This window comes from Pantoea sp. UBA5035 (genome assembly GCF_002415245.1).
In the GTDB taxonomy this organism is placed as follows: domain Bacteria; phylum Pseudomonadota; class Gammaproteobacteria; order Enterobacterales; family Enterobacteriaceae; genus Pantoea; species Pantoea septica.
Window position 1 is genome coordinate 44,567 of sequence record NZ_DICD01000006.1, and the last position, 24,560, is coordinate 69,126.

Here is a 24,560-nt window from a genome sequence, read left to right on the forward strand (position 1 = left end):
GATGGCAGCGGAGAAAATTGCGGTAACGCGGGAAACGTTCGATAACGTCATTTTGCCTGTTTATGCACCTGCGCAGTTCGTGCCGGTCAAAGGCAAGGGCAGCCGCGTCTGGGATCAGCAGGGCAAAGAGTATATCGACTTCTCCGGCGGCATCGCCGTCACGGCGCTGGGCCACTGTCATCCGGCGCTGGTCGAGGCGCTGAAAACCCAGGGCGAAACCCTGTGGCATCTGAGCAACGTCTTTACCAACGAGCCGGCGCTGCGCCTTGCGAGCAAGCTTATCGACGCCACCTTCGCCGATCGCGTCTTCTTCGCCAACTCCGGCGCGGAAGCGAACGAGGCCGCTTTCAAGCTGGCGCGCTACTACGCCTGCCAGCGCCACAGCCCGTTCAAAAGTAAAATCATCGCCTTCCACAACGCGTTTCACGGGCGCACGCTGTTTACCGTTTCCGTCGGCGGCCAGCCGAAATACTCCGACGGCTTCGGGCCGAAACCGGCGGATATCGTGCACGTTCCCTTTAACGATCTCGAGGCGGTAAAAGCGGTTATCGACGACCATACCTGCGCCATCGTGGTCGAGCCGATTCAGGGCGAGGGCGGCGTGATGCCCGCGACGGCAGAGTTTATGCAGGGTCTGCGCGCGCTGTGCGATAAGCATCAGGCGCTGCTGGTGCTGGACGAGGTGCAGAGCGGCATGGGACGCAGCGGTAAGCTGTTCGCCTATGAGCACTACGGCGTGACGCCGGATATCCTCACCACCGCCAAAGCGCTGGGCGGCGGCTTCCCGGTCAGCGCCATGCTGACGACTGAGGATATCGCCTCAACTATGTCGCCGGGCGTACACGGCACCACCTATGGCGGCAACCCGCTCGCCTGCGCGGTCGCGGAAGCGGCGCTGGACGTGATCAATACGCCGGAGGTGCTGGAAGGCGTTCAGGCGCGTCGCGAGCAGTTCGTCGCGGCACTGAAGGCGCTCGACGCGAAGCGCGATCTCTTCTCAGAGATCCGCGGCAAAGGGCTGCTGATCGGCGCGGCGCTGAAGCCGCAGCACGCCGGTAAGGCGCGCGACATTCTTAACGCCGCAGCGGCGGAAGGGGTGATGGTGCTGGTGGCGGGCACCGACGTGATCCGCTTTGCGCCGTCGCTGGTGATTGAGCCCGCCGATATCGAAGAGGGCATGGCGCGCTTCGCCCGTGCGGTAGAACGCGCGCTGACCGCCTGACTATCCTTTCCGCAAATGTCTGATTAGCCAGCGACCATGGTGCGGCCGCTGGCTCCACGCCAGCGACGAGATGGTATGCATCACGTTAAGATGCTCCAGAATACGTTTCACATGCTGCTCCAGAATCGTCGTCGGCCCTTCATCCAGGTTCTCTACGCCCGCCATCACGTTAGTCTGCGATCCCGGTCCGTCATACTCCAGCCGCTGCTGGCAGCGCTGCAGCGCAACTTCGCACGACTGCAGATAGCGCTGCGCCAGGTCCGGCGTCAGCATGGTGTGCTCGCGGGCGAGGATAGTCATGGCGTTGATATGCTCGACGATAAACTGGCTGTGCGTCACCCACAGGCGCATATCTTTCAGGTACTGGGCGTTGAAGCCCGGCTCCTGCATCGCCTGATTGAGCGAGTTGAAGAGCGCGTTGTGCGCCTGATTGACCTGCATACGCTGCCAGGCCAGCTTCTTCGCCTCCTGCTCCGGCCCCAGCAGCAGCCGCAGCGCGTCCTGATAGGTTTCCAGCGCGTCGTGGGCGTTTTGACGCAGCAGCCCGCTCTGCCACTGCGGCCACAGCCACAGCATGCCGCCGAAGGCGATCAGGCAGCCCATCAGCGTGTCCATCAGGCGCGGCAGTAAAAACTGCGCGCCGTTCAGCGACAGCAGCTGCAGCGAGTAGACCGCCGTCACGGTAAAGCCAATCATCGACCAGCCGTAATATTTACGCGTCACCAGATAGCTCACCAGCGTCACCACCAGCATAAACAGCAGCACCAGCGATTCCGGCACCGCGAAGCGCAGCGAGGCGGCGGCGATCACCAGACCGGCGAAGGTGCCCAGCGCCCGGTGCTGGATGCGCACTCGCGTGGCGCTGTAACCGTTCTGGCTGACGAACATAATGGTCATCAGGATCCAGTAGGGCTTGGGAATATCGAACAGCATCGCCAGCGCGCTGCCGAACATCAGCATCACGGCGAAGCGCGCCGCGGTGCGCAGCGCGGCGGACTTTAGCGACAGATAGCTGCGCAGCGCGGGCAGCAGCGGCAGTCGGCGCTGGCGATCGGTCATCAGGTCGCGCTGGTAGAGCGGTTTTTGCGTGCGCAGCACGCGCGCGATGCGGCTGAAGTGGTAGTAGCAGAAGTGGCCCACCGGATTATCGGGATGCTGACGGGCGATTTTCTCCAGCGCGCCGAGCGGCTTCTCCATATCGAAACGACTCGGCAACTGATGGTAGAGAATGGCGTCGGCCAGCGCGCGCAGCCGCGCCGAGATGATTTTGGCGTTCCAGCGGATCACCGCTTCCGCATGGCTGCGCTCCACCAGCTTCTGCACCTCTTCCGGCTGATGCAGGCTGACGGAGATATGCTCCTGCAGGTCGAGCGCCACCTGAAACGCGCGCGTCAGCCGCTTGTGGCTGTTGTCGCGGCTGGCAGAGAGCATATGCATCTGCTGATAGCAGGTGTTGATCAGATCGACCGCTTTCTGCTGGCGCGCCAGCAGCGGCGGCAGCGCTTTTTCCGGGTCGGTAAGCTGGGTCAGCAGGGTATATTTCGCGTCGCAGTAGTCCGCCAGCTCGCGGTAGATCAGGCTCAGGGTTTCGCGCATCGGCTGCTCTTTCCACAGCCAGAACCAGAACCAGTTAAAGAGTCCGTACCAGAGCGTGCCGCCGATATAGAGCAGCGGCGGCACGTAGATCGGCATGCGGCCGATCAGGCTCAGCGTGAAGATGGCCGCCACCAGCGTGCCGGAGAGCAGGCGGCCGTGCAGCGGGCTGATTTCGCCGGTGACGCCCAGCAGCAGCGGCAGGACAAAGAGCACGGCAGGCAGCGGCACCCCTTTCAGGGTTAATAGCTGGATCAGAAAGCTGCCGAGCGCAAACAGCGAGCCGCCGACGATGAGACGTTTGAAGAAGCGCTTATGGGGCGTATCCAGACCCGCGACGTTGCAGCAGGCGGGAACCAGAGAGAAGAGCAGGCCTTTTTGCAGATCGCCGAACAGCCAGCCGAGCGCTACCGGAATGCAGAGCACCAGCGTCTGCCGCAGGGCATAGTTAACTTCGGGGTGATAGATGATTCGGCGCCACATCACTTCACTAAAAGCAGTAACGGCGTGACGGTGACATCACGCCGTGAGTGAGAGGAAATCAGCGGGTGCCGTAAACGACAATGGTTTTGCCGTGTGCGGAAATCAGATTCTGGTCTTCCAACATTTTCAAAATGCGGCCCACGGTTTCGCGCGAGCAACCAACGATTTGGCCAATTTCCTGACGAGTAATTTTGATTTGCATGCCGTCGGGATGCGTCATGGCGTCTGGCTGCTTCGCCAGGTTAAGCAGGGTTTGTGCAATACGTCCGGTCACGTCGAGGAAAGCTAAATTGCCCACTTTTTCCGATGTAACCTGCAGACGGCGCGCCATCTGCGAAGAGAGACGCATTAAAATATCCGGATTCACCTGGATGAGCTGACGGAATTTCTTATAGGAAATTTCCGCTACTTCGCACGCGGTTTTCGCGCGTACCCAGGCGCTACGCTCCTGACCTTCTTCAAACAGGCCAAGCTCGCCGATAAAATCACCCTGATTCAGGTAAGAGAGGATCATCTCTTTGCCCTCTTCATCTTTGATCAGCACCGCAACGGAACCTTTCACGATGTAGTAGAGGGTTTCAGCCTTCTCACCCTGATGAATCAGCGTACTTTTGGATGGATATTTGTGAATATGGCAATGGGACAGGAACCATTCGAGTGTAGGGTCTGTTTGCGGTTTGCCGAGAACCATTCGCTATTATCCTCTGTTGTAATCGTGCCCAAAACGCGGGGGAATTAGTCCCTGCCAGGCGATGAAAGCTTCAAGCGTTTCCCCTAAAGGAGATTATTCGGGCCTTATTTTGCGCCAGGCGCTTGATGTGTCCCGTCTTCGTCCCTAACAGAACGAACTATTTTCAGCACTGTTTGTAGCACAGCTTTTGCCGACTGTCTTCTGTTGTCTCGCTTCAGCAAAGGGGGGATTACTCTGGATTGCTGTTTGCCAGGTGAACGCGTACTCTGGCGGCAAACGGGCTATTCTCGAGGTGGAAACATGCAGGCAAGAGTGAAGTGGGTCGAAGGATTAACCTTTCTCGGCGAGTCGGCGTCGGGACATCAGATCCTGATGGACGGCAACTCCGGCGATAAAGCGCCCAGTCCGATGGAGATGGTGCTGATGGCTGCGGGCGGCTGTAGCGCCATCGACGTGGTCTCTATTTTGCAAAAAGGCCGCAACGATGTGGTGGACTGCGAGGTGAAGCTGACCTCGGAGCGTCGCGAAGAGGCGCCGCGCCTGTTTACCCATATTAATCTGCATTTCGTGGTCACCGGCAAGGCGCTGAGCGATAAAGCGGTCGCGCGCGCGGTGGATCTCTCGGCGGAGAAGTACTGTTCGGTGGCGTTAATGCTGGGCAAAGGCGTAGAGATGACCCATAGCTATGAAGTGGTCGCGCTGTAAAACATAAACTTTTTGGCAAGGTGCTCACGCGGGTGAGAGGGGCCGATCGCAAAGTCGCTCAAGGCATCCATGCTCGCTCGGCCCGCGACATCCCTGTCGCGGGACGCTTTGCTCTTCTGCCCATCTCGCCCGCGTTTTACGCTTATGAGCCGTCTACTCATTGTTTGGTCAGGCGATCTGTTTGCCTTCCATCAGCCGCTGCACCAGCGGCGCCATAATCAGCTCCATCGCCAGCCCCATCTTGCCGCCCGGCACCACCAGCGTATTGATGTGCGAAATAAATGAGCCCTGCAGCATCGCCAGCAGATAGGGAAAGTCGATATTCTCCAGCCCGCGAAAGTGAATGACCACGAAGCTCTCGTCCAGCGACGGAATTTCGCGCGCGGCGAACGGGTTCGAGGTATCGACGGTCGGAACGCGCTGGAAGTTAATGTGGGTGCGCGAGAACTGCGGCGTGATGAAGTTGATGTAATCCTCCATCGAGCGCACCACCGAGTCCATCACCGCCTCGCGCGAGTGGCCGCGCTCGCCGGTGTCGCGCACCAGCTTCTGGATCCACTCCAGGTTGACGATCGGCACCACGCCCACCAGCAGATCGACCTTCTCCGCCACGTTATGCTGCTGCGTGACGACGCCGCCATGCAGCCCCTCGTAAAACAGCACGTCGGTATTTTCCGGCAGCGGCTGCCACGGCGTAAAGGTGCCCGGCACCTGGTTCCAGGGCACCGCTTCGTCGTAGGTGTGCAGATATTTGCGCGACTGGCCTTTGCCCGCATTGCCGTAGTCGATAAAGGTCTGCTCCAGCAGGCCGAAGTCGTTGGCTTCCGGGCCGAAATAGCTGACGTGGCGCCCTAAATCGCGCGCCTTGCGGATAGCCATATCCATTTCCGGCCGCGTATAGCGGTGGAAGCTGTCGCCTTCCAGCTCGGCGGCGTGCAGACTGAGCTGCTGGAAAATTTTCCGAAACGCCAGGCTGGTGGTGGTGGTGCCGGCGCCGCTGGAGCCGGTTACCGCAATAATCGGGTGTCGTGCTGACATGGAAAAGCTCCCTGTGAAGTCGGGCGATGAGCATTGTTAACACGAAAAGCGCCTCGACGCATCAGCCGCGGAATTCGCTGCGCGGCATGATATTGATGGTTTCATGCAGTTCCGACCAGACCAGCACCACGTCGCCGCGCTCCAGCTGGCGGCGCACGTCGGCCACCTTTTGCGCCAGGCTGCGCTCCTGCTCGCCATAGTCGGTGCCTTCACGCAGCACAAAGGCTTCGATCAGGTTGGTAAGGGTATCGGGATCGAGCTGTTGCCAGGGAATAATCATGATGATAGCCACTGTGTAAGCCACTGCGGCACACGCTGCTCGAGCCACATCTGCGGTTGACGCAGCGTGCCGCCGACAAAGCCAACGTGTCCGCCATGCGGCGTGAGTTGATAGGTGGTACTGGCTGAGAGCCGATCCGGCTGCGGGATCACCTCGTCAGTCATAAAAGGATCGTCTTTCGCGTGAATGATCAGCAAGGGCTTACGCACATTTTTCAGCAGCGGCATGGCGCTGGCGCGACGGTAGTAGTCGCCCGCGTCAAGAAAGCCGTGGGCGCGGGCGGTAATGGCGTCGTCGAAGTCGCGCAGGCGACGCAGCGCCCTGAGCTGCGGCAGATCCACCGGCAGCGTTCCCGGCCAGGCGAGGAGCTTGCGCTCGGCGTTCTTTTTTAGCTGGTCGAGCAGATAGCGCTGATAAAAGCGCGAAAAGCCCTGTTCCAGCTTCAGGCTGCACGGCTCCAGCAGCAGCGGCGCCGAGACGATGACGCCGGCGTCGAGCGGCGCGGCGTCGCCCAGCCTGCCGAGCAGGCAGCCCAGCATATTGCCGCCCAGCGAGACGCCGACCGCAGCGGTCGGCACATCGCCCCAGCGCGTTTTCAGCCAGCGCAGAAAAAAGGCGGCGTCTTCGGTTTCGCCGGAGTGATAGATGCGATGCAGGCGATTCGGCTCGCCGCCGCAGCCGCGAAAGTGCATCACCACGCCAAGCCAGCCCTGACGCTGGCAGGCGTGCATCAGCCCGTGAGCGTAAGGGCTGTGGAAGTTGCCCTCCAGACCGTGAAACAGCACCACGCGCGGCTTATGGCTCGCCAGCTGCGGATCTTCGCTCCAGGCGAGATCGACGAAGTCGCCGTCCGGCAGGTCGAGGCGCTGCCAGTGCGGACGCAGCAGCAGACGACGGCGCACCAGACGCGGCAGCACCGTCTGCAGATGCGGATTGCGCAGGGCGCGCGGCGGCATAAAGCTCGCCGCTGCGTCAGGAGTAAAATTCATGTCGCCAGCACTTGTCGGATCCATATCACACTGTTAGCTTCGTTAGGTTTGTTGTGAGTCTGGGGTGAGGAGCACCCGTTCATGGAACTGAGCCTGTTTTTCTCAATGTTAGGTTTTCTCTGGGTCGCTGCTATCACGCCAGGCCCTAATAATATGTTACTCACCGCGTCCGGCGCCAATTTCGGCTTCTGGCGTACTGTGCCGCTTATGATCGGCATTATGATCGGTATGCAGCTGATGCTGCTAATGGTGGCGTTCGGCGTCGGCAGCCTGATCCTGCTCTATCCCGCGCTGCACCTCTTTCTGAAGATTGCCGGTAGTCTCTATCTGCTCTGGCTGGCGTGGAAAATCGCCACCGCCGCCTATGAAGAGCTGGAAACCGGCGACGCGCCGCCGAAACCGATGCCGTTCTGGCAGGGCGGACTGCTGCAGCTGATCAATCCGAAAGCCTGGCTGATGGCGCTGGGCGCGATCGCCAGCTTCAGCCTTGCCGGCTCCGCCTATCTGCACTCGGTGACGGCCATTAGCTTCGGCATGTTCCTGGTTAACCTGGTGGCGGGCATTATCTGGATCGGCTTCGGCGCGATGATCGGCCGCATTCTACGCAGCCGCCGCGCCTGGACGATTTTTAACCTGGCGATGGGCCTGCTGACCGCCGCCTGCGTGCTGCTGATTTGGCGCTGAGCTAGCTGGAGGCGCGCTCAACGCGCCTCCACGGCAGCACTTCGCGCACGACGGGCGACGCCGGACGGCGAATGCGCTGCAGTAAAAGCTGCACGCTGCGCGCGCCCAGCTGATACATCGGCTGCTCGACGGTGGTGAGCGGCGGGTTGAGGCTGCTGGTGAAGGGAATGCCGTCAAAGCCGACGACGGCGAGATCCTCCGGCACGCGCAGGCCCGCCTCACGCGCGGCGTGCACCACGCCCACCGCCAGCACGTCCGATACCGCGAGCACCGCATCCGGCGGTTCGGGCTGCTGCAAAAGCTGGCGCAGCGCCTGGCTGCCCGCCTCGCATGAAATCTCCTCTGCATAAGCCACGCCACGCCACGACAGCGCCAGCTGATCCAGCCCTGCGCGATAGCCCGCCTCCCGCTGGTGTGAATAGAGGTAGCGCATATCGCTGTTCACCAGCCCGATACGGCGGCGGCCTTTGCCCGCCAGATAGCGCACCGTCTCCTGCGCCGCGTCGCGATTGTCGATAGCGACGGAAGAGGCCGGTATAGCGGGATCGTATTCCGCGCACTGCACCCAGGGCGCGTCGCCGATAAGAGCGGCGATATCCTGCAACGCCGACGCCGCATCCATAGTGATGACGCCATCCACCACTTTGCCGGTCAGCAGGCCGAGATAGGCGGATTCTCGCCGCAGCTGCGAGGCGGAGTTGCAGAGCAGAATATGGTAGCCCTGCGCCTCTGCTTCCGCTTCGATGCCCTGCACCACGCGCGAGCAGAAAGGATTCGTGATATCAGAGATCAGCACCAGCAGCATATGGCTCTGGGCGGTGCGCAGCTGGCGCGCCAGCAGATTAGGCTGATAGTCGCTGGCGGAGATCGCCGCCAGCACCCGATCGCGCGTATCTGCTTTCACCCCTGGATGATCGTTAAGCACGCGGGATACCGTTGCTTTTGATACGCCCGCCAGCAGCGCGACCTTCTCGATGGACATGTTGCCGCAACCCTTTTTTCGTCGGTTTACCGTAGAGCCTTATCAATAGCACAGCGGCAATGTGAGCGCCTGCCATTTTGTCTGAATAGTGGGGTGTCCATTGCCAGATTTCGCATCAGCTTTGCCGATCATGATCTAAGAACATCTGTTTATTAAGAATAATTTTTAATTCCTTTATGAAATCATCGTCGCTGGCGACACTGCGCCCATCATCAGATCCCGGCGGAGTGCGACATCATGGCAGTAAAAAGACCCTTAACGATTCTGGCCGCAGCGCTTTCGCTGCTGGTCTTTCAGGCGCAGGCCGTCAACGTGACGGTGGCGTATCAGACCTCCGCCGAACCGGCCAAAGTCGCGCAGGCGGACAACACCTTCGCCAAAGAGAGCGGCGCGACCGTCGACTGGCGTAAGTTCGACAGCGGAGCGGGCGTGCTGCGCGCGCTGGCGTCGGGCGACGTGCAGATCGGCAATATCGGCTCCAGCCCGCTGGCGGTGGCCGCCACGCAGCAGCTGCCGATCGAGGCCTTTTTACTGGCGTCCCAGCTCGGCAACTCCGAGGCGCTGGTAGTGAAGAAAAGCATTAGCGGCCCGAAAGATCTGATCGGCAAGCGCATCGCCGTGCCCTTTATTTCCACCACCCACTACAGCCTGCTGGCGGCGCTGAAGCACTGGGGCATCAAGCCGACCGAGGTGCAGCTGGTGAACCTGCAGCCGCCCGCGATTATCGCCGCCTGGCAGCGCGGAGATATCGACGGTGCCTACGTCTGGGCGCCCGCCGTCAACCAGCTGGAGAAAGACGGCAAGGTGCTGACCGATTCTTCCCAGGTTGGGCAGTGGGGATCGCCGACGCTCGACGTCTGGGTGGTGCGCAAAGATTTCGCGAAAGCGCATCCTGAGGTAGTGACCGCCTTCGCCCGCAGCGCCCTCGAAGCGCAGAAACCCTATATCGATAACCCCGACGGGTGGCTCAAGCAGCCGGATAACCTGAGCAAGCTTTCGCGCCTGAGCGGCGTGCCGGAGGCGCAGGTGCCGGATCTGGTGAAGGGCAATACCTATCTCACGGCGCAGCAGCAGGTAGAACAGCTGGGCAAGCCGGTAAATAAAGCCATCGTCGATACGGCGCATTTCCTGAAAGAGCAGGGCAAAGTGCCGCAGGCGAACGCCGACTACAGCGACTTCGTCACCACCCGCTTTGTTGAGCCGCTGGCGAAACAGTAAGGAGAACCCCATGCTGCGCATCGCTCATCTCAACGCGCGTTATGACGGACGACCCGCGCTGCAGGATATCAACCTGCAGCTGGACAAAGGCGAACTGCTGGTGGCGCTCGGCCCGTCGGGCTGCGGCAAAACCACGCTGCTGAACCTGATCGCCGGCTTTTTGCCGGTCGAGTCCGGCAGCATCACGCTGGAGGGGAAAACCATCAGCGGGCCGGGCGCGGAACGCGGCGTGGTGTTTCAGCATGAAGGGCTGCTGCCGTGGCGCAACGTGCTGGACAATGTCGCGTTCGGTTTGCAGCTTGCAGGAATGGCGCGCGGCGAGCGCAACGCTATCGCACGGCGGCTGATTAAGAAGGTGGGGCTGGAAGGGGCGGAGAACCGTCCCATCTGGCAGCTCTCCGGCGGCCAGCGCCAGCGCGTCGGCATCGCCCGCGCGCTGGCGGCGGATCCGCAGCTGCTGCTGCTCGACGAGCCTTTCGGCGCGCTGGACGCCTTTACCCGCGAGCAAATGCAGACCCTGCTGCTGACCCTGTGGCGCGACAGCGGCAAGCAAATTTTTCTTATCACGCACGATATCGAAGAGGCGGTGTTTCTCGCCAGCGAGCTGCTGCTGCTTTCGCCAGGGCCGGGCCGCATCGTGGAGCGCCTGAAGCTTAACTTCGGTCAGCGCTTCGCCGCTGGCGAACCCTGCCGCGCCATCAAATCCGATCCCGCCTTTATTGCGCAGCGCGAATATGTGCTGAGCCGGGTGTTCGAGCAGCGGGAGGCCTTTGCATGAGCGCGGTGATCAACGACAAAACCACGGCGGCGCGTCGCCGCCTGCGCTGGCCTTTTTCCCGTTCGTTCAGCCTGAGCCTGCTGAGCCTGGCGCTGCTGCTGCTGATCTGGTGGAGCATTACGGCGCTGGGGCTGATTAGCCCGCTGTTTCTGCCAGCGCCGCAGCAGGTGCTGAGCAAGCTGCTGCTGATCGCCAGCCCGCAGGGCTTTATGGACGCCACGCTGTGGCAGCATCTCGCCGCCAGCCTGACGCGCATGCTGGTCGCCCTGTTCGCCGCAGCGGCCATCGGTATTCCGGTCGGCATCGCGATGGGCCTGAGCCCGGCGGTGCGCGGCCTGCTCGACCCGTTGATTGAGCTCTACCGTCCCGTGCCGCCGCTCGCCTATCTGCCGCTGATGGTGATCTGGTTCGGCATCGGCGAGACCTCCAAAATCCTGTTGATCTATCTGGCAATTTTTGCGCCGGTCACGCTCTCGACTCTGGCGGGCGTGCGCAATACGCAGCAGGTGCGCATCCGCGCCGCGCAGTCGCTGGGCGCCAGCCGCTGGCAGCTGCTGCGCTGGGTGATCCTGCCTGGCGCGCTGCCGGAGATCCTGACCGGTCTGCGCATCGGCCTTGGCGTCGGCTGGTCGACGCTGGTGGCGGCGGAGCTGATCGCCGCGACGCGCGGGCTCGGCTTTATGGTGCAGTCCGCCGGCGAATTTCTGGCGACTGACGTCGTGCTGGCGGGCATCGCGGTTATCGCGCTGATTGCCTTTACCTTAGAACTCGGGCTGCGCGCCCTGCAGCGTCGTCTGACGCCCTGGAATGGAGAACAATCATGAACGAAAAGCTAAACATTACCGCGCTCGGCCCTTACATTGGCGCGCAGGTGGCGAATCTCGATTTAACCCGGCCGCTCAGCGACGCCCAGTTTGAACAGCTCTATCACGCGCTGCTGCGCCATCAGGTGCTGTTTCTGCGCGACCAGCCGGTTACGCCGCACCAGCAGCGCGCGCTGGCGGCGCGCTTCGGCGACCTGCATATCCATCCGGTTTATCCGCATGCCGAAGGCGTAGAGGAGATTATCGTGCTGGATACCCATCAGGATAATCCGCCGGACAACGACAACTGGCACACCGACGTGACCTTTATCAATACGCCGCCGGCGGTGGCGATTCTGGCGTCGAAGCTGCTGCCCGAGACAGGCGGCGATACCCTGTGGGCGAGCGGCATCGCCGCGTATGAGACCCTGTCGGCGCCGATCAAAACCCTGCTGGAAGGATTGCATGCCGAGCACGATTTCAAAAAGTCGTTCCAGGAGTATAAATATCGTCGAAGCGAAGAGGAGCATCAGCGCTGGCAAGAGGCGGTGGCGAAGCATCCGCCGGTGCAGCATCCGGTGATCCGCACCCATCCGGTGAGCGGACGCAAGGCGCTGTTTGTTAATGAGGGATTTACCACGCGCATTGTCGAGCTGAGCGAGAAAGAGAGCCACGCCGTGCTGGAGCTGCTCTATGCGCATGCGACTAAGCCGGAGTTTCAGGTGCGCTGGCGCTGGCAGCCGAACGACGTGGCGATCTGGGATAACCGCGTGACGCAGCACTATGCGAATGCGGATTATTATCCGGCAAGGCGCATTATGCATCGGGCGACGGTGCTGGGGGATCGGCCTTTTTAAAACGTCCGTACCGGGCTGCGACCGCGCGGCTGGCGCCTTGTCTCGCTCCGGTACGATCGTTTTAAGTCCGCGAAAAGCGAAAAGTCAGGAGGCGAGCATCGCCTCCAGCTGCTCCTGGGCATCCAGCCACGCCATCTCCACCTCTTCCAGCGCCGCTTTGCTCTCTGCCTGACGCTGCAGCGCCGCGGTCAGATCCGCTTTGCGGGATGGATCGTAGATGTCGCCGTCGGCCAGCTGATTTTCCGCTTCGGTGAGCTGGCTCTGCCATTTCGCCATCTGCTTCTCCAGCTTCTCGATCTCTTTGCGCAGCGGCTGCGTCTGCGTGCGCAGCTCAGCCTCACGACGCTTCTGATCTTTGCGCGCCTGCGCGCTATTGCCGTTGTCCTGCTTCGGCGCGGCGTCCGCCTGCGCCTGCTGTTTCTGCAGGTCGCTCAGCCACTGCTGATAATCCTCCAGATCGCCCGGGAAGACATCGACCTTGCCGTCATGCACCAGATAGAGATCGTCGGTGGTGGCGCGCAGCAGATGACGATCGTGCGAGACCACCACCAGCGCGCCTTCGAAATCGATCAGCGCTTCGGTCAGCGCCTGGCGCATATCGAGATCGAGGTGGTTGGTCGGTTCGTCGAGCAGCAGCAGGTTAGGGCGTTGCCAGACGATCAGCGCCAGCACCAGCCGCGCCTTTTCGCCGCCGGAGAAGCGCGCCGTGACTTCGCTGACCTTGTCGCCCTGGAAGCCGAAGCCGCCAAGATAGTCGCGCAGCTGCTGCTCCAGCACCTTCGGCGCGATGCGCGCCAGATGCTGCAGCGGTGACTCGTCGCTGCGCAGATACTCCAGCTGATGCTGTGCGAAGTAGCCCAGCTTAATGCCTTTCGCCAGCCCGACTTCGCCGTCGAGCGGAGTCAGTTCGCCTGCCAGCAGCTTAATCAGCGTCGATTTGCCCGCGCCGTTGCGGCCCAGCAGGCCGATGCGCGAGCCCGGCACCAGATTGAGCTTGATAGCGTCGAGAATAATGCGCTCGCCGTAGCCTGCGGTGACTTTCTCCATCTTCAGCAGCGGGTTGGGCAAACTTTCCGGCGCGCGGAAGCTGAAGCTGAAGGGGTTGTCGACGTGCGCCGGCGCGATCATCTCCATGCGCTCCAGCATCTTAATGCGGCTCTGCGCCTGCTTCGCTTTTGAGGCCTTGGCGCGAAAGCGGTCGATATAGCTTTGCAGGTGCGCCACTTTCTCCTGCTGGCTTTCAAACAGCGCCTGCTGCTGCGCCAGCTTAGCGACACGCTGGCGTTCGAACGAGCTGTAGTTGCCGGTGTACTCGTAGAGGCTTTCCTGCTCGATATGGATGATCTTATCCACTACCGGATCGAGGAAGTCGCGGTCGTGCGAGATCAGGATCAGCGTGCCTTCGTAGCTTTTCAGCCAGCGTTCCAGCCAGATCACCGCGTCGAGATCGAGGTGGTTGGTGGGTTCGTCAAGCAGCAGCAGATCTGAACGGCAGACCAGCGCCTGAGCAAGGTTAAGGCGCATACGCCAGCCGCCGGAGAAGTCGCTCACCGGACGGTTCAACTGCTCCTGGCTAAAGCCGAGGCCGTGCAACAGGCTTGAGGCGCGGGCGTGAATACTCCACGCCTGAATCGCGTCCAGCTTGCCGTGCAGCAGCGCGATGGCGTTGCCGTCGTTACGCTGGTTGGCGTCCGCCAGCTGCGCCTCAAGCTCGCGGTATTCGCGATCGCCGTCGATAACGTATTCCAGCGCCGGTTTGCTCAGCGCCGGGGTCTCCTGGTTAACCCAGGCCAGCGCCCAGTTGCCGGGAAAGGTCACGCCGCCCGCGTCGCTGGCGATCTCGCCTTTTAACAGCGACAGCAGGGTCGATTTACCGCAGCCGTTTTTACCCACCAGGCCGACTTTCTGACCGGGATTGATGGTGGCGGAAGCGTTATCGAGCAGCACGCGGACGCCGCGGCGGATTTGCAGAGAAGAAAAGACAATCATAAGCGCCGTATCGTCAGAATATGTTAATTTACCCACCACATAATTAGAGGGTGTCGCGTCGTGCATGGTAGCGGAAAAGCGCCGCTATGACGACGCTTTGGAAGAGGATAACTATGTCGCAGCCAGCAAAAGTTTTGCTGCTTTACGCCCATCCGGAAACGCAGGAGTCGATAGCGAATCGGGTCCTGCTGCAGTCGGCGCAGAAACAGGAGAACGTCACCGTACACGATCTGTACGCGCACTATCCTGATTTTTTTATCGATATTCACTATGAACAGCAGCTGCTGCGCGAACATCAGGTGATCGTTTTCCAGCATCCGCTTTATACCTATAGCTGTCCCGCGCTGCTGAAAGAGTGGCTGGATCGCGTGCTGTCGCGCGGCTTCGCCAACGGCGTCGACGGCAACGCGCTGGAAGGCAAATACTGGCGCAGCGTGATCACCACCGGCGAGCCGGAGGCGGCCTATCAGCAGAACGGCCTTAACCGCTATTCCATGTCGGACATTATGCGCCCGTTCGAACTGACCGCGCAGATGTGCCGCATGCACTGGATGACGCCGATGATCCTTTACTGGGCGCGGCGACAGCCGAAAGAGGTGATGAGCCATTTCGCCAGCGCCTATGGCGAATGGCTTGCCGCGCCGCTGCCCAACGGAGGTCTCTGATGGAAGGACAAACGCTGCTGACCGCAGGCGTGATCTATCTGGTGGCGGCGGTGCTGATTGTGCCCATCGCCGCGCGTCTCGGCATTGGCGCGGTGCTGGGCTATCTGGTGGCCGGTATCGCTATCGGCCCCTGGGGACTGGGCTTTATCAGCGACGTCGATGAGATCCTGCACTTCTCGGAACTGGGCGTGGTATTCCTGATGTTTATCATCGGGCTGGAGCTGAACCCGTCGAAGCTCTGGGCGCTGCGGCGTTCGATTTTCGGCGTCGGCGCGGCGCAGGTGCTGATCTCCGCCGGCATCCTCGGCGCGCTGCTGTGGCTGAGCGACTTTAGCTGGCAGGCCGCGGTGATTGGCGGCATCGGCCTCGCTATGTCCTCGACCGCGATGGCGCTACAGCTGATGCGCGACAAAGGGATGAACCGCAGCGAGGCGGGGCAGCTCGGTTTTTCAGTGCTGCTGTTCCAGGACCTGGCGGTGATCCCGGCGCTGGCGCTGGTGCCGCTGCTGGCGGGCAGCGACAGCGGCAATATCGACTGGATGAAGATCGGCATGAAGGTGCTGGCGTTCGCCGGCATGCTGGTGGGCGGGCGCTACCTGCTGCGGCCGATTTTCCGCTTTATCGCCGCCTCCGGCGTGCGCGAGGTCTTTACCGCCGCCGCGCTGCTGCTGGTGCTGGGCTCGGCGCTGTTTATGGACGCCCTCGGACTGTCGATGGCGTTGGGCACCTTTATCGCCGGCATTCTGCTGGCGGAAAGCGAGTACCGCCACGAACTGGAAGTCGCTATCGATCCCTTTAAAGGGCTGCTGCTCGGGCTGTTCTTTATCTCCGTCGGCATGGCGCTCAACCTCGGCGTGCTCTATACCCATATTCTGGAGATCCTGCTCGGCGTGCTGATTCTGGTCACGGTGAAGACGCTGGTGCTCTATGTGCTGGCGCGGGTCTATGGCCTGCGCAGCTCCGAGCGTCAGCAGTTCGCCGGCGTGCTGAGCCAGGGCGGCGAATTCGCCTTTGTACTCTTTTCCGCCGCCTCGTCGGCGCGCCTGTTCGCTGGCGATCAGCTACCGCTGCTGCTGGTGACGGTCACGCTGTCGATGATGACCACGCCGCTGCTGATGCAGGCGATCGATAAGCTGCTGGCGCGGCGCTTTAATGAAGTGGACGAAGATGGCGAAAAGCCGTTCGTAGAGGATGACCAGCCGCAGGTCATTGTGGTGGGCTTCGGCCGAATGGGGCAGGTGGTGGGCCGTCTGCTGATGGCCAATAATAAAAGGATCACGGTGCTGGAGCGCGATATCAGCGCAGTCAGCCTGATGCGCAAGTACGGCTACAAGGTTTACTATGGCGATGCCACCGAGCTGGAGCTGCTGCGCGCCGCCGGCGCGGCCAGCGCGCAGTCGATTGTCATCACCTGCAACGAGCCGGAAGATACCATGGCGATCGTGCATCTCTGTCAGCAGCACTTTCCGCAGCTGGAGATCGTGGCGCGGGCACGCGGACGCGTCGAGGCGCACGAGTTGCTGCTGGCGGGCGTCACGCAGTTTTCGCGTGAAACCTTCTCCAGCGCGCTGGAGCTGGGACGCAAAGCGCTGATTTCGGTCGGCATGCATCCGCACCAGGCGCAGCGCGCGCAGCTGCACTTCCGCCGTCTCGATATGCGCATGCTGCGCGAGCTGATGCCGAATCACACGGACAACGCCCAGATCTCCCGCGTGCGCGAGGCGCGGCGCGAGCTGGAGGATATTTTCCAGCGCGAGATGCAGCATGAGAGACGACAGATCGACGACTGGGACGAAGATCAGTAACAGCAAACAGGTTAACTACTATGCGTAAAAGATTTATTGCCGGTGCGGTTTGCCCGCACTGTCAGGAAAAAGACACGCTGGCGATGTGGCGAGAAAACAACGTTGACGTCGTGGAGTGCGTGAAGTGCGGACACCAGATGCGCGAGGCGGATAAGCAGGTTCGCGATCAGGTTCGCAGCCAGGAGCAAGTGATCGGTATTTTCCATCCCGAGTAGCGAAATGGCGCAGCTTTTTTTACGCTTAAACTTACAGCGGGATTGAATTCCGATACAATCGGCGCCACTAACGCTGAGGTTACTCGCATCGCGTAAGAGGCGATCTCAGCCCCGAACCTTTCTGGTTGGTGTTATTGCACGTAAGAATAGACCAATGAGACGGGATCTTAGTTCTCAACGGTTAGGAGATATCATGAAAGTAGCAAAAGACCTGGTGGTGAGCCTGGCCTATCAGGTACGTACAGAAGATGGTGTGTTGGTTGACGAGTCGCCGGTAAGTGCGCCGTTAGACTATCTGCACGGTCATGGTTCCCTGATTTCTGGTCTGGAAAAAGCGCTGGAAAATCACGATGTCGGCGACAAGTTTGACGTGCATATTCCGGCTAACGATGCATACGGCCAGTACGACGACAACCTGGTGCAGCGCGTACCTAAAGACGTCTTTATGGGCGTTGACGAACTGCAGGTTGGCATGCGCTTCCTGGCGGAAACCGATCAGGGTCCGGTTCCGGTTGAAATCACCGAAGTGGAAGACGAGCACGTCGTGGTTGACGGCAACCACATGCTGGCGGGTCAGAACCTGAACTTCAATGTGGAAGTCGTCGCGATCCGCGAAGCGACTCCGGAAGAGCTGGCGCACGGCCACGTTCACGGCGAGCACGGTCATGACCATGACCACGATCATGACCACGATCACGGCAACGGCGGCTGCGGCAGCCACGGCGGTTGCGGCTGCAACCACTAAGCTGTGCGAGACAGATGACAAGGCCACCAGACGGTGGCCTTTTCTTTTGCTCATTTTGCGATCGAAGAATGCGCGAGCAAGCGGCGAGGCAAGGCGCCAGGAAGCGGGAGAGCGGAGCATACCGCGGTATGTGAGCATCTCCGGCTGACGCAGCAACGCGGCATCGCTGCTGCGCAGCCATTCTGAACATATCAGTAATGCGGAGGCGGCGTCTCTTCCGACTGCGACGCCACCATCGACGGCGCGGCCGCTTTCAGCTTATCCAGCAGCAGGCGCTGCTGCTCGCGCATTTTCGCCATTTCCAGCTCATGCTGCACCACCGTCTGATTAAGCTGATCGATGGTCAGCTCCTGAAAGGCCAGCTTGCTTTCCAGCGCTTCAAGCCGTTGTTCCCACTCTGATTGTTGCATGACCTCTCCTTATAGTACGACGCTGCGAATCTCGCATCAGGCGCTGATTCTACGGCTTCCCCTGTAAGAATCACCCGATTTCTTTGCCGCCTCGCCTGTAAAGGGTTGAATAACGCCTTTTGCAGCATCATCTCTGATGAAACTTCCTGATGCAAAAAAGGTCGGAGGAGAACCGGGTAATTACGCTGCGGGAGTGTTCGCCGCTGCCGCGTACAGTTATAGTGTGGAGCTTTAGTCCGCAATAATTCCCGAGGTGAGACGCTTCGGTTTTGGAGAAAGGATGAAATCACTGTTTAAAGTCACAATGTTAGCCACCACCATGGCCATCGCGCTGAACGCGCCGCTGGCAATGGCAGCCGAAGCGACCGCAGCGCCTGCTGCGAGCGATGCGGCACCGCAGGCGCCGAAAAATGCGGCCTTCAAAAATGAAGACCAGCAATCAGCCTATGCTCTGGGCGCCTCGCTGGGTCGCTACATGGACAACTCCCTGAAGGAACAGGAGAAACTGGGCATCAAGCTGGACAAAGATCAGCTGATCGCTGGCGTTCAGGATGCGTTTGGCGGCAAGAGCAAACTCTCCGATCAAGAGATCGAGCAGACCCTGCAGGCCTTTGAAGGCCGCGTGAAAGGCGCTGCCCAGGCGAAGATGGAAAAAGACGCGAAAGAGAACGCCGATAAAGGCACCGCTTTCGCCGACAAGTTCGCCAAAGAGAGCGGCGTGAAGAAAACCGAATCCGGTCTGCTGTATAAAGTAGAGAAAGAAGGCAGCGGCGACGCGCCGAAAGACAGCGATACCGTTGTCGTGAACTACAAAGGCACCCTGATCGACGGCACCGAGTTCGATAACTCCTATACGCGCGGCGAGCCGCTCTCTTTCCGTCTCGACGGCGTCATCCCGGGCTGGACTGAAGGTCTGAAGCACGTGAAGAAAGGCGGTAAAATCAAGCTGGTAATCCCGCCGCAGCTCGCCTACGGCAAAAACGGCGTGCCGGGTATTCCGGCTAACTCGACGCTGGTGTTCGATGTTGAATTGCTCGACATCAAGCCGGCGCCTAAAGCAGACGAGAAAGCGCAGGCGCCAGCCGCCGACGCGAAGAAATCTCAATAATCTGTTTGCCGCCGCCTTCGGGCGGCGGTTTCATTTCCAGCCTGCGACAAAGCTCTGGCATAAGCGTGCGACATTTGCCAGACTATCCTCTGCATAACTTTCCCAATAAAAAGAGTCTGCCCGCTGCGCTGAGACAGGCTCCAGCCATTTAGGGTAATGTCTTCGATGTCAAATCCATTCAATCCCGGCGAACTGAGCGACTTCGATTTACTGGAGCAGCGTCCCTTCGAGCAGACGGACTACGATATCCTCCGATCCTATGAGGCGGTGGTCGACGGCCTGGCGATGCTGATTGGTTCGCACTGCGAAATCGTGCTGCATTCGCTGGAAGATCTAAAGTGTTCGGCGGTACGCATCGCCAACGGTGAGCATACCGGCCGTAAAGTGGGCTCGCCGATTACCGATCTGGCGCTGCGCATGCTGCATGATATGCACGGCGCGGACAGCAACGTTTCTCGCGCCTATTTCACCCGTGCCAAAAGCGGCGTGCTGATGAAGTCGGTCACTATCGCGATACGCAACCGGCAGCAGCGCGTCATTGGACTGTTGTGCATCAACATGAACCTGGATGTGCCGTTTTCGCAGATTATGTCGACCTTTATGCCGCCGGAGATGCACCAGGTCGATTCAAACGTGAACTTCGCCAGCTCGGTGGAAGATCTGGTGACGCAAACGCTGGAGTTCACCATCGAAGAGGTGAGCGCCGATCGCAATGTCTCTAACAACGCCAAGAATCGTCAAATCGTGCTGAATCTCTATGAGAAGGGCATCTTCGATATCAAAGACGCTATCAATCAGGTCGCGGATCGCCTCAATATCTCTAAGCACACCGTCTATCTCTATATTCGCCAGTTCAAGAACGGCGATTTCCAGGGACAGGAGCGCTGATGCGCTACACCCTGCTGGTGACCGGTCCGGCCTACGGTACGCAGCAGGCGAGCAGCGCCTTGCTGTTCGCCCGCGCGCTGCTGGCCGCTGGTCATCAGCTGCAGAGCGTTTTTTTCTATCGCGAGGGCGTGCTGAACGCCAATGAGCTCACCGCGCCAGCCAGCGATGAAGCGGATATCGTGCGCGCCTGGCTGGAGCTGCATCAGGAGCAAGGCGTGGCGCTGAATATCTGCGTGGCCGCCGCGCTGCGCCGCGGCGTCACCGACGCGCAGGAGGCGGAGCGACTGCAGCTGGCGGGCAGCAATCTACAGCCCGGATTTGAACTCAGCGGCCTGGGCGCGCTGGCGGAAGCCGCCCTCGGCTGCGATCGACTGGTGCAGTTTTAATGAATCGCGTCGCTTTTGTGTTTACCCGCGCGCCGCACGGCAGCAGCGCTGGCCGCGAGGGACTCGACGCCGCCCTGGCCACTGGCGCGCTGAGCGAGTCGATAGGGCTGTTCTTTATCGGCGACGGCGTTCTGCAGCTTATGCCTGACCAGCAGCCGGAGAAGATCCTCGCGCGCAATCATGCCGCCACGTTTGGCGTGCTGGCGCTGTATGATATCGAGCAGTGCTATATCAGCCGCGAAGCGCTGCGCGAACGCGGCCTGGCGGAAGAGGGCGCGCGCGTAATGGATGTCGGCATTCTGGATGCGGCGGCGCTGCGGCAGCAGCTGGCGACCTACGATCGCATCATCACCTTTTAAGAGCGCGTTATGCTGCACACCCTGATGCATTCACCTTATTACAGCGACCTCGACACGCTGCTGCTCTTGCTGACGGCAGAGGACGATTTACTGCTGCTGCAGGATGGCGTGCTGGGCGCGCTGGAAGGTAGCAGCGCGTTGAGCCGCTTGCTGACGTCGCCCGCAACGCTGTGGGTGCTGACGGAAGACGTGATCGCGCGCGGCCTTGCTGGTCAAATTTCAGCCAAGATAAGGCCGGTGGACTATACTGGTTTCGTCGCGCTCACTGAAAAACATCGGCAGCAAATGACCTGGTAATGCGTAAAGCCTGGTTATTTCTTGACACCCTATGGGCTCAGCCCTAAAATTCTGCGTCCTCGTAGTTATACGGGGCGATTTATTACGTGTTTACGAAGCAAAAGCAAATCCAGGAGCTATTTAATGGCAACAGTTAACCAGCTGGTTCGCAAACCACGCGTACGCAAAGTTGCAAAGAGCAACGTGCCTGCGCTGGAAGCTTGCCCGCAAAAACGTGGTGTTTGTACCCGTGTGTACACCACCACTCCGAAAAAACCGAACTCCGCACTGCGTAAAGTTTGCCGTGTTCGTCTGACTAACGGTTTTGAAGTTACCTCCTATATCGGCGGTGAAGGTCATAACCTGCAGGAACACTCCGTGATCCTGATCCGTGGCGGTCGTGTTAAAGACCTGCCAGGTGTGCGTTACCACACCGTTCGTGGCGCGCTGGACTGCTCAGGTGTTAAAGACCGTAAGCAGGCTCGCTCCAAGTACGGCGTGAAGAAGCCAAAGGCTTAATGGTTCTCCGTTAAGTAAGGCCAAACGTTTTAACTTAAATGTCAAACTAAACTCGTAGAGTTTTGGACAATCCTGAATTAACAACGGAGTATTTCCATGCCACGTCGTCGCGTCATTGGTCAGCGTAAAATCCTGCCGGATCCTAAGTTCGGATCAGAGCTGCTGGCCAAATTTGTAAATATCCTGATGGTAGATGGTAAAAAATCTACTGCTGAATCAATCGTTTATACTGCGCTTGAGACCCTGGCTCAGCGTTCTGGTAAAAACGAGCTGGAAGCCTTTGAAGTAGCTCTCGAAAACGTACGTCCGACTGTCGAAGTTAAGTCACGTCGCGTTGGTGGTTCTACCTATCAGGTACCAGTAGAAGTCCGTCCGGTTCGTCGTAATGCTCTGGCAATGCGCTGGATCGTAGAAGCTGCTCGTAAACGCGGTGATAAATCTATGGCTCTCCGCCTGGCGAACGAACTTTCTGACGCTGCAGAAAACAAAGGTACTGCAGTTAAGAAACGTGAAGACGTTCACCGCATGGCAGAAGCCAACAAGGCGTTCGCTCACTACCGCTGGTAATCGCCACGTAGTTGTTGTTAAACCAGCGGGCGTGCAAAATGCTAACCCGCTGGGTTCGACTAATTTTGAACGTCCGAGAATCAGAGGAATCAAATGGCTCGTACAACACCCATTGCGCGCTACCGTAACATTGGTATCAGCGCACACATCGACGCCGGTAAAACCACGACGACCGAGCGCATCCTGTTCTACACCGGTGTTAACCACAAAATCGGTGAAGTACACGATGGCGCAGCGACCATGGACTGGATGGCGCAGGAGCAGGAGCGTGGTATCACCATCACGTCTGCAGCGACCACCGCATTCTGGTCCGGTATGGCTAAGCAGTTTGAGCCGCACCGTATCAACATCATCGACACCCCTGGACACGTTGACTTCACCATCGAAGTAGAACGTTCAATGCGTGTGCTCGATGGCGCAGTAATGGTTTACTGTGCTGTAGGTGGCGTGCAGCCGCAGTCTGAGACCGTATGGCGTCAGGCAAACAAATATAAAGTTCCGCGTATCGCGTTCGTTAACAAAATGGACCGTATGGGCGCGAACTTCCTGAAAGTTGTTGGTCAGATTGAATCCCGTCTGGGCGCGACTCCGGTTCCGCTGCAGCTGGCTATCGGCGCTGAAGAGAACTTCACCGGCGTTGTTGACCTGATCAAAATGAAAGCCATCAACTGGAACGATGCCGACCAGGGCGTTACCTTCGTTTACGAAGATATCCCGGCCGACATGCAGGAACTGGCTGAAGAGTGGCGCGGCAAGCTGATCGAAGCGGCAGCAGAAGCTTCTGAAGAGCTGATGGAGAAATTCTTCAGCGGCGAAGAGCTGAGCGAAGAAGAGATCAAAACCGCTCTGCGTCAGCGCGTACTGCGCAACGAAATCATCCTGGTTACCTGTGGTTCTGCGTTCAAGAACAAAGGTGTTCAGGCAATGCTGGATGCCGTGGTTGAATACCTGCCGGCACCGACTGACGTTCCTGCGATCAACGGTATGCTGGACGACGGTAAAGACACGCCTGCTGAGCGTCACGCTGACGACAGCGAGCCGTTCTCTGCGCTGGCGTTCAAAATCGCCAACGACCCGTTCGTGGGCAACCTGACCTTCTTCCGCGTTTACTCTGGCGTGGTTAACTCAGGTGACACCGTACTGAACTCCGTGAAATCCGCACGTGAGCGTTTCGGCCGTATCGTACAGATGCACGCCAACAAACGTGAAGAGATCAGCGAAGTTCGCGCGGGCGACATCGCGGCTGCGATCGGTCTGAAAGACGTGATCACCGGTGACACCCTGTGTGACCCGAGCAACCCGATTATCCTGGAACGTATGGAGTTCCCGGAGCCGGTAATCTCTATCGCCGTTGAGCCGAAAACCAAAGCTGACCAAGAAAAAATGGGTCTGGCTCTGGGCCGTCTGGCTAAAGAAGACCCGTCATTCCGCGTATGGACTGACGAAGAGTCTAACCAGACCATCATCGCCGGTATGGGTGAGCTGCACCTCGACATCATCGTTGACCGCATGAAGCGCGAATTCAACGTTGAAGCGAACGTGGGCAAACCGCAGGTTGCTTACCGCGAAGCGATTCGCTCTAAAGTTACCGACATCGAAGGTAAACACGCCAAGCAGTCTGGTGGTCGCGGTCAGTATGGTCATGTTGTTATCGACATGTACCCGCTGGAGCCGGGTTCAAACCCGAAAGGCTACGAATTTGTCAACGATATCAAAGGTGGTGTGATTCCTGGCGAATACATCCCTGCGGTTGACAAAGGCATCCAGGAACAGCTGAAATCTGGCCCGCTGGCAGGTTATCCGGTTGTTGATCTGGGCGTGCGTCTGCACTTCGGTTCTTACCATGACGTGGACTCCTCAGAGCTGGCGTTTAAACTGGCCGCTTCTATCGCCTTCAAAGATGGCTTTAAGAAAGCACAGCCAGTACTGCTTGAGCCGATCATGAAGGTTGAAGTAGAGACTCCGGAAGAGAACACCGGTGACGTCATCGGTGACCTTAGCCGTCGTCGTGGTATGCTGAAAGGGCAGGAATCTAACGCTACCGGCGTTCAGATTCACGCTGAAGTTCCGCTGTCTGAAATGTTCGGATACGCGACGCAGTTGCGTTCTCTGACTAAAGGCCGTGCTTCTTACTCCATGGAGTTCCTGAAGTACGATGATGCGCCGAACAACGTCGCTCAGGCCGTTATTGAAGCTCGTAGCAAATAAGGCTACGGTTTAAAAATTGTGAACAGATGCCTTCATCAATGATGAAGGCATAACAGTAAGGATTATCGCCATGGCGAAAGAGCAATTTCAACGTAAC

27 protein-coding genes are annotated in these 24,560 nt (G+C 59.4%); 19 read left to right on the forward strand and 8 right to left on the reverse strand.

Going from position 1 to position 24,560, the window contains the following annotated elements; translation table 11 throughout:
* The first annotated feature begins 1 nt into the window (after position 1).
* Positions 2–1,222, forward strand: a complete 1,221-nt coding sequence (gene argD / locus B3229_RS04055; RefSeq protein WP_286868879.1) for a bifunctional acetylornithine/succinyldiaminopimelate transaminase — start codon at positions 2–4, stop codon at positions 1,220–1,222.
* Here the strand turns inward: argD and B3229_RS04060 are convergent, their stop codons facing one another.
* Together B3229_RS04060 and crp are read right to left on the reverse strand one after the other, a co-directional pair.
* Positions 1,223–3,298 carry a YccS/YhfK family putative transporter gene (locus tag B3229_RS04060; protein WP_048784774.1) on the reverse strand — a complete coding sequence of 692 codons (2,076 nt, stop codon included), beginning with the start codon at positions 3,296–3,298 and terminating at the stop codon, positions 1,223–1,225.
* A gap of 58 nt (positions 3,299–3,356) precedes the next feature.
* Positions 3,357–3,989 carry a cAMP-activated global transcriptional regulator CRP gene (gene crp, locus B3229_RS04065; protein ID WP_000242758.1) on the reverse strand — a complete coding sequence of 211 codons (633 nt, stop codon included), beginning with the start codon at positions 3,987–3,989 and terminating at the stop codon, positions 3,357–3,359.
* A 300-nt stretch (positions 3,990–4,289) separates the two neighbouring features.
* Between crp and B3229_RS04070 the strand changes: the two genes are divergently transcribed.
* Positions 4,290–4,694, forward strand: coding sequence for an OsmC family protein (locus tag B3229_RS04070; protein WP_033753042.1), 405 nt, complete (start codon positions 4,290–4,292; stop codon positions 4,692–4,694).
* 168 nt (positions 4,695–4,862) lie between these two features.
* Here the strand turns inward: B3229_RS04070 and B3229_RS04075 are convergent, their stop codons facing one another.
* The 3 genes from B3229_RS04075 to B3229_RS04085 form a co-directional block, all read right to left on the reverse strand.
* Positions 4,863–5,732, reverse strand: a complete 870-nt coding sequence (locus tag B3229_RS04075) for a phosphoribulokinase (RefSeq protein WP_048784971.1) — start codon at positions 5,730–5,732, stop codon at positions 4,863–4,865.
* Between the two features lie 61 nt (positions 5,733–5,793).
* On the reverse strand, positions 5,794–6,012 hold the full coding sequence (locus B3229_RS04080) for a YheU family protein (protein ID WP_033753035.1): 219 nt from the start codon (positions 6,010–6,012) through the stop codon (positions 5,794–5,796).
* Positions 6,009–7,025: a hydrolase gene (locus tag B3229_RS04085; RefSeq protein ID WP_376747159.1), complete on the reverse strand. Its 1,017-nt coding sequence runs from the start codon at positions 7,023–7,025 to the stop codon at positions 6,009–6,011. The genes B3229_RS04080 and B3229_RS04085 overlap by 4 nt, the downstream gene beginning before the upstream one ends.
* Before the next feature lie 57 nt (positions 7,026–7,082).
* On the opposite strand from B3229_RS04085, the gene B3229_RS04090 reads away from it, so the two are divergent.
* Positions 7,083–7,685: a LysE family translocator gene (locus tag B3229_RS04090; protein WP_048784967.1), complete on the forward strand. Its 603-nt coding sequence runs from the start codon at positions 7,083–7,085 to the stop codon at positions 7,683–7,685.
* 1 nt (position 7,686) lies between these two features.
* Here B3229_RS04090 and B3229_RS04095 read toward each other — a convergent pair whose 3' ends face one another.
* Positions 7,687–8,667: a LacI family DNA-binding transcriptional regulator gene (locus B3229_RS04095; protein ID WP_048784966.1), complete on the reverse strand. Its 981-nt coding sequence runs from the start codon at positions 8,665–8,667 to the stop codon at positions 7,687–7,689.
* Between the two features lie 237 nt (positions 8,668–8,904).
* On the opposite strand from B3229_RS04095, the gene tauA reads away from it, so the two are divergent.
* From tauA to tauD, 4 genes are read left to right on the forward strand one after another with little or no spacing between them, the layout of a single operon-like run.
* Entirely contained in the window at positions 8,905–9,885 is a 981-nt protein-coding gene (tauA, locus tag B3229_RS04100) for a taurine ABC transporter substrate-binding protein (RefSeq protein WP_193390094.1), read from the forward strand.
* A 10-nt stretch (positions 9,886–9,895) separates the two neighbouring features.
* On the forward strand, positions 9,896–10,663 hold the full coding sequence (gene tauB / locus B3229_RS04105; protein WP_048784962.1) for a taurine ABC transporter ATP-binding subunit: 768 nt from the start codon (positions 9,896–9,898) through the stop codon (positions 10,661–10,663).
* The gene (gene tauC / locus B3229_RS04110) at positions 10,660–11,487 is read left to right on the forward strand and encodes a taurine ABC transporter permease TauC (protein WP_084886155.1); all 828 of its coding nucleotides are present in this window, start codon (positions 10,660–10,662) and stop codon (positions 11,485–11,487) included. The genes tauB and tauC overlap by 4 nt, the downstream gene beginning before the upstream one ends.
* Entirely contained in the window at positions 11,484–12,323 is an 840-nt protein-coding gene (gene tauD, locus B3229_RS04115) for a taurine dioxygenase (RefSeq protein ID WP_286868890.1), read from the forward strand. The genes tauC and tauD overlap by 4 nt, the downstream gene beginning before the upstream one ends.
* An 84-nt stretch (positions 12,324–12,407) precedes the next feature.
* Here tauD and B3229_RS04120 read toward each other — a convergent pair whose 3' ends face one another.
* Positions 12,408–14,312 carry an ABC transporter ATP-binding protein gene (locus B3229_RS04120; protein WP_048784955.1) on the reverse strand — a complete coding sequence of 635 codons (1,905 nt, stop codon included), beginning with the start codon at positions 14,310–14,312 and terminating at the stop codon, positions 12,408–12,410.
* Positions 14,313–14,425: 113 nt separating this feature from the next.
* On the opposite strand from B3229_RS04120, the gene kefG reads away from it, so the two are divergent.
* From kefG to slyD, 4 genes are all read left to right on the forward strand, one after another.
* Positions 14,426–14,977, forward strand: a complete 552-nt coding sequence (kefG, locus tag B3229_RS04125; RefSeq protein WP_048784953.1) for a glutathione-regulated potassium-efflux system ancillary protein KefG — start codon at positions 14,426–14,428, stop codon at positions 14,975–14,977.
* Entirely contained in the window at positions 14,977–16,782 is a 1,806-nt protein-coding gene (gene kefB / locus B3229_RS04130) for a glutathione-regulated potassium-efflux system protein KefB (protein WP_286868894.1), read from the forward strand. The genes kefG and kefB overlap by 1 nt, the downstream gene beginning before the upstream one ends.
* A 20-nt stretch (positions 16,783–16,802) precedes the next feature.
* Positions 16,803–16,997, forward strand: coding sequence for a YheV family putative zinc ribbon protein (locus B3229_RS04135; protein ID WP_033753007.1), 195 nt, complete (start codon positions 16,803–16,805; stop codon positions 16,995–16,997).
* Positions 16,998–17,190: 193 nt separating this feature from the next.
* Positions 17,191–17,742, forward strand: a complete 552-nt coding sequence (gene slyD / locus B3229_RS04140; protein WP_286868896.1) for a peptidylprolyl isomerase — start codon at positions 17,191–17,193, stop codon at positions 17,740–17,742.
* Positions 17,743–17,933: 191 nt separating this feature from the next.
* Here the strand turns inward: slyD and B3229_RS04145 are convergent, their stop codons facing one another.
* Positions 17,934–18,152 (reverse strand): SlyX family protein, encoded by a 219-nt coding sequence (locus tag B3229_RS04145; protein ID WP_033753004.1) that lies wholly within the window; start codon positions 18,150–18,152, stop codon positions 17,934–17,936.
* Between the two features lie 280 nt (positions 18,153–18,432).
* On the opposite strand from B3229_RS04145, the gene fkpA reads away from it, so the two are divergent.
* From fkpA to fusA, 8 genes are all read left to right on the forward strand, one after another.
* A complete protein-coding gene (gene fkpA, locus B3229_RS04150; RefSeq protein ID WP_033792554.1) occupies positions 18,433–19,260 on the forward strand; it encodes an FKBP-type peptidyl-prolyl cis-trans isomerase in 828 nt (275 codons plus the stop codon).
* 165 nt (positions 19,261–19,425) lie between these two features.
* Positions 19,426–20,148 carry a helix-turn-helix transcriptional regulator gene (locus B3229_RS04155; protein ID WP_033752999.1) on the forward strand — a complete coding sequence of 241 codons (723 nt, stop codon included), beginning with the start codon at positions 19,426–19,428 and terminating at the stop codon, positions 20,146–20,148.
* Positions 20,148–20,534: a sulfurtransferase complex subunit TusD gene (gene tusD, locus B3229_RS04160; RefSeq protein WP_033752997.1), complete on the forward strand. Its 387-nt coding sequence runs from the start codon at positions 20,148–20,150 to the stop codon at positions 20,532–20,534. The genes B3229_RS04155 and tusD overlap by 1 nt, the downstream gene beginning before the upstream one ends.
* Entirely contained in the window at positions 20,534–20,893 is a 360-nt protein-coding gene (tusC, locus tag B3229_RS04165) for a sulfurtransferase complex subunit TusC (protein ID WP_033752995.1), read from the forward strand. The genes tusD and tusC overlap by 1 nt, the downstream gene beginning before the upstream one ends.
* Before the next feature lie 9 nt (positions 20,894–20,902).
* A complete protein-coding gene (tusB, locus tag B3229_RS04170; RefSeq protein WP_033752993.1) occupies positions 20,903–21,190 on the forward strand; it encodes a sulfurtransferase complex subunit TusB in 288 nt (95 codons plus the stop codon).
* A 123-nt stretch (positions 21,191–21,313) separates the two neighbouring features.
* Entirely contained in the window at positions 21,314–21,688 is a 375-nt protein-coding gene (gene rpsL / locus B3229_RS04175; protein WP_003852912.1) for a 30S ribosomal protein S12, read from the forward strand.
* A 96-nt stretch (positions 21,689–21,784) separates the two neighbouring features.
* A complete protein-coding gene (rpsG, locus tag B3229_RS04180; protein WP_013510774.1) occupies positions 21,785–22,255 on the forward strand; it encodes a 30S ribosomal protein S7 in 471 nt (156 codons plus the stop codon).
* 93 nt (positions 22,256–22,348) lie between these two features.
* A complete protein-coding gene (gene fusA / locus B3229_RS04185; protein ID WP_033752983.1) occupies positions 22,349–24,463 on the forward strand; it encodes an elongation factor G in 2,115 nt (704 codons plus the stop codon).
* Positions 24,464–24,560: the final 97 nt, after the last annotated feature.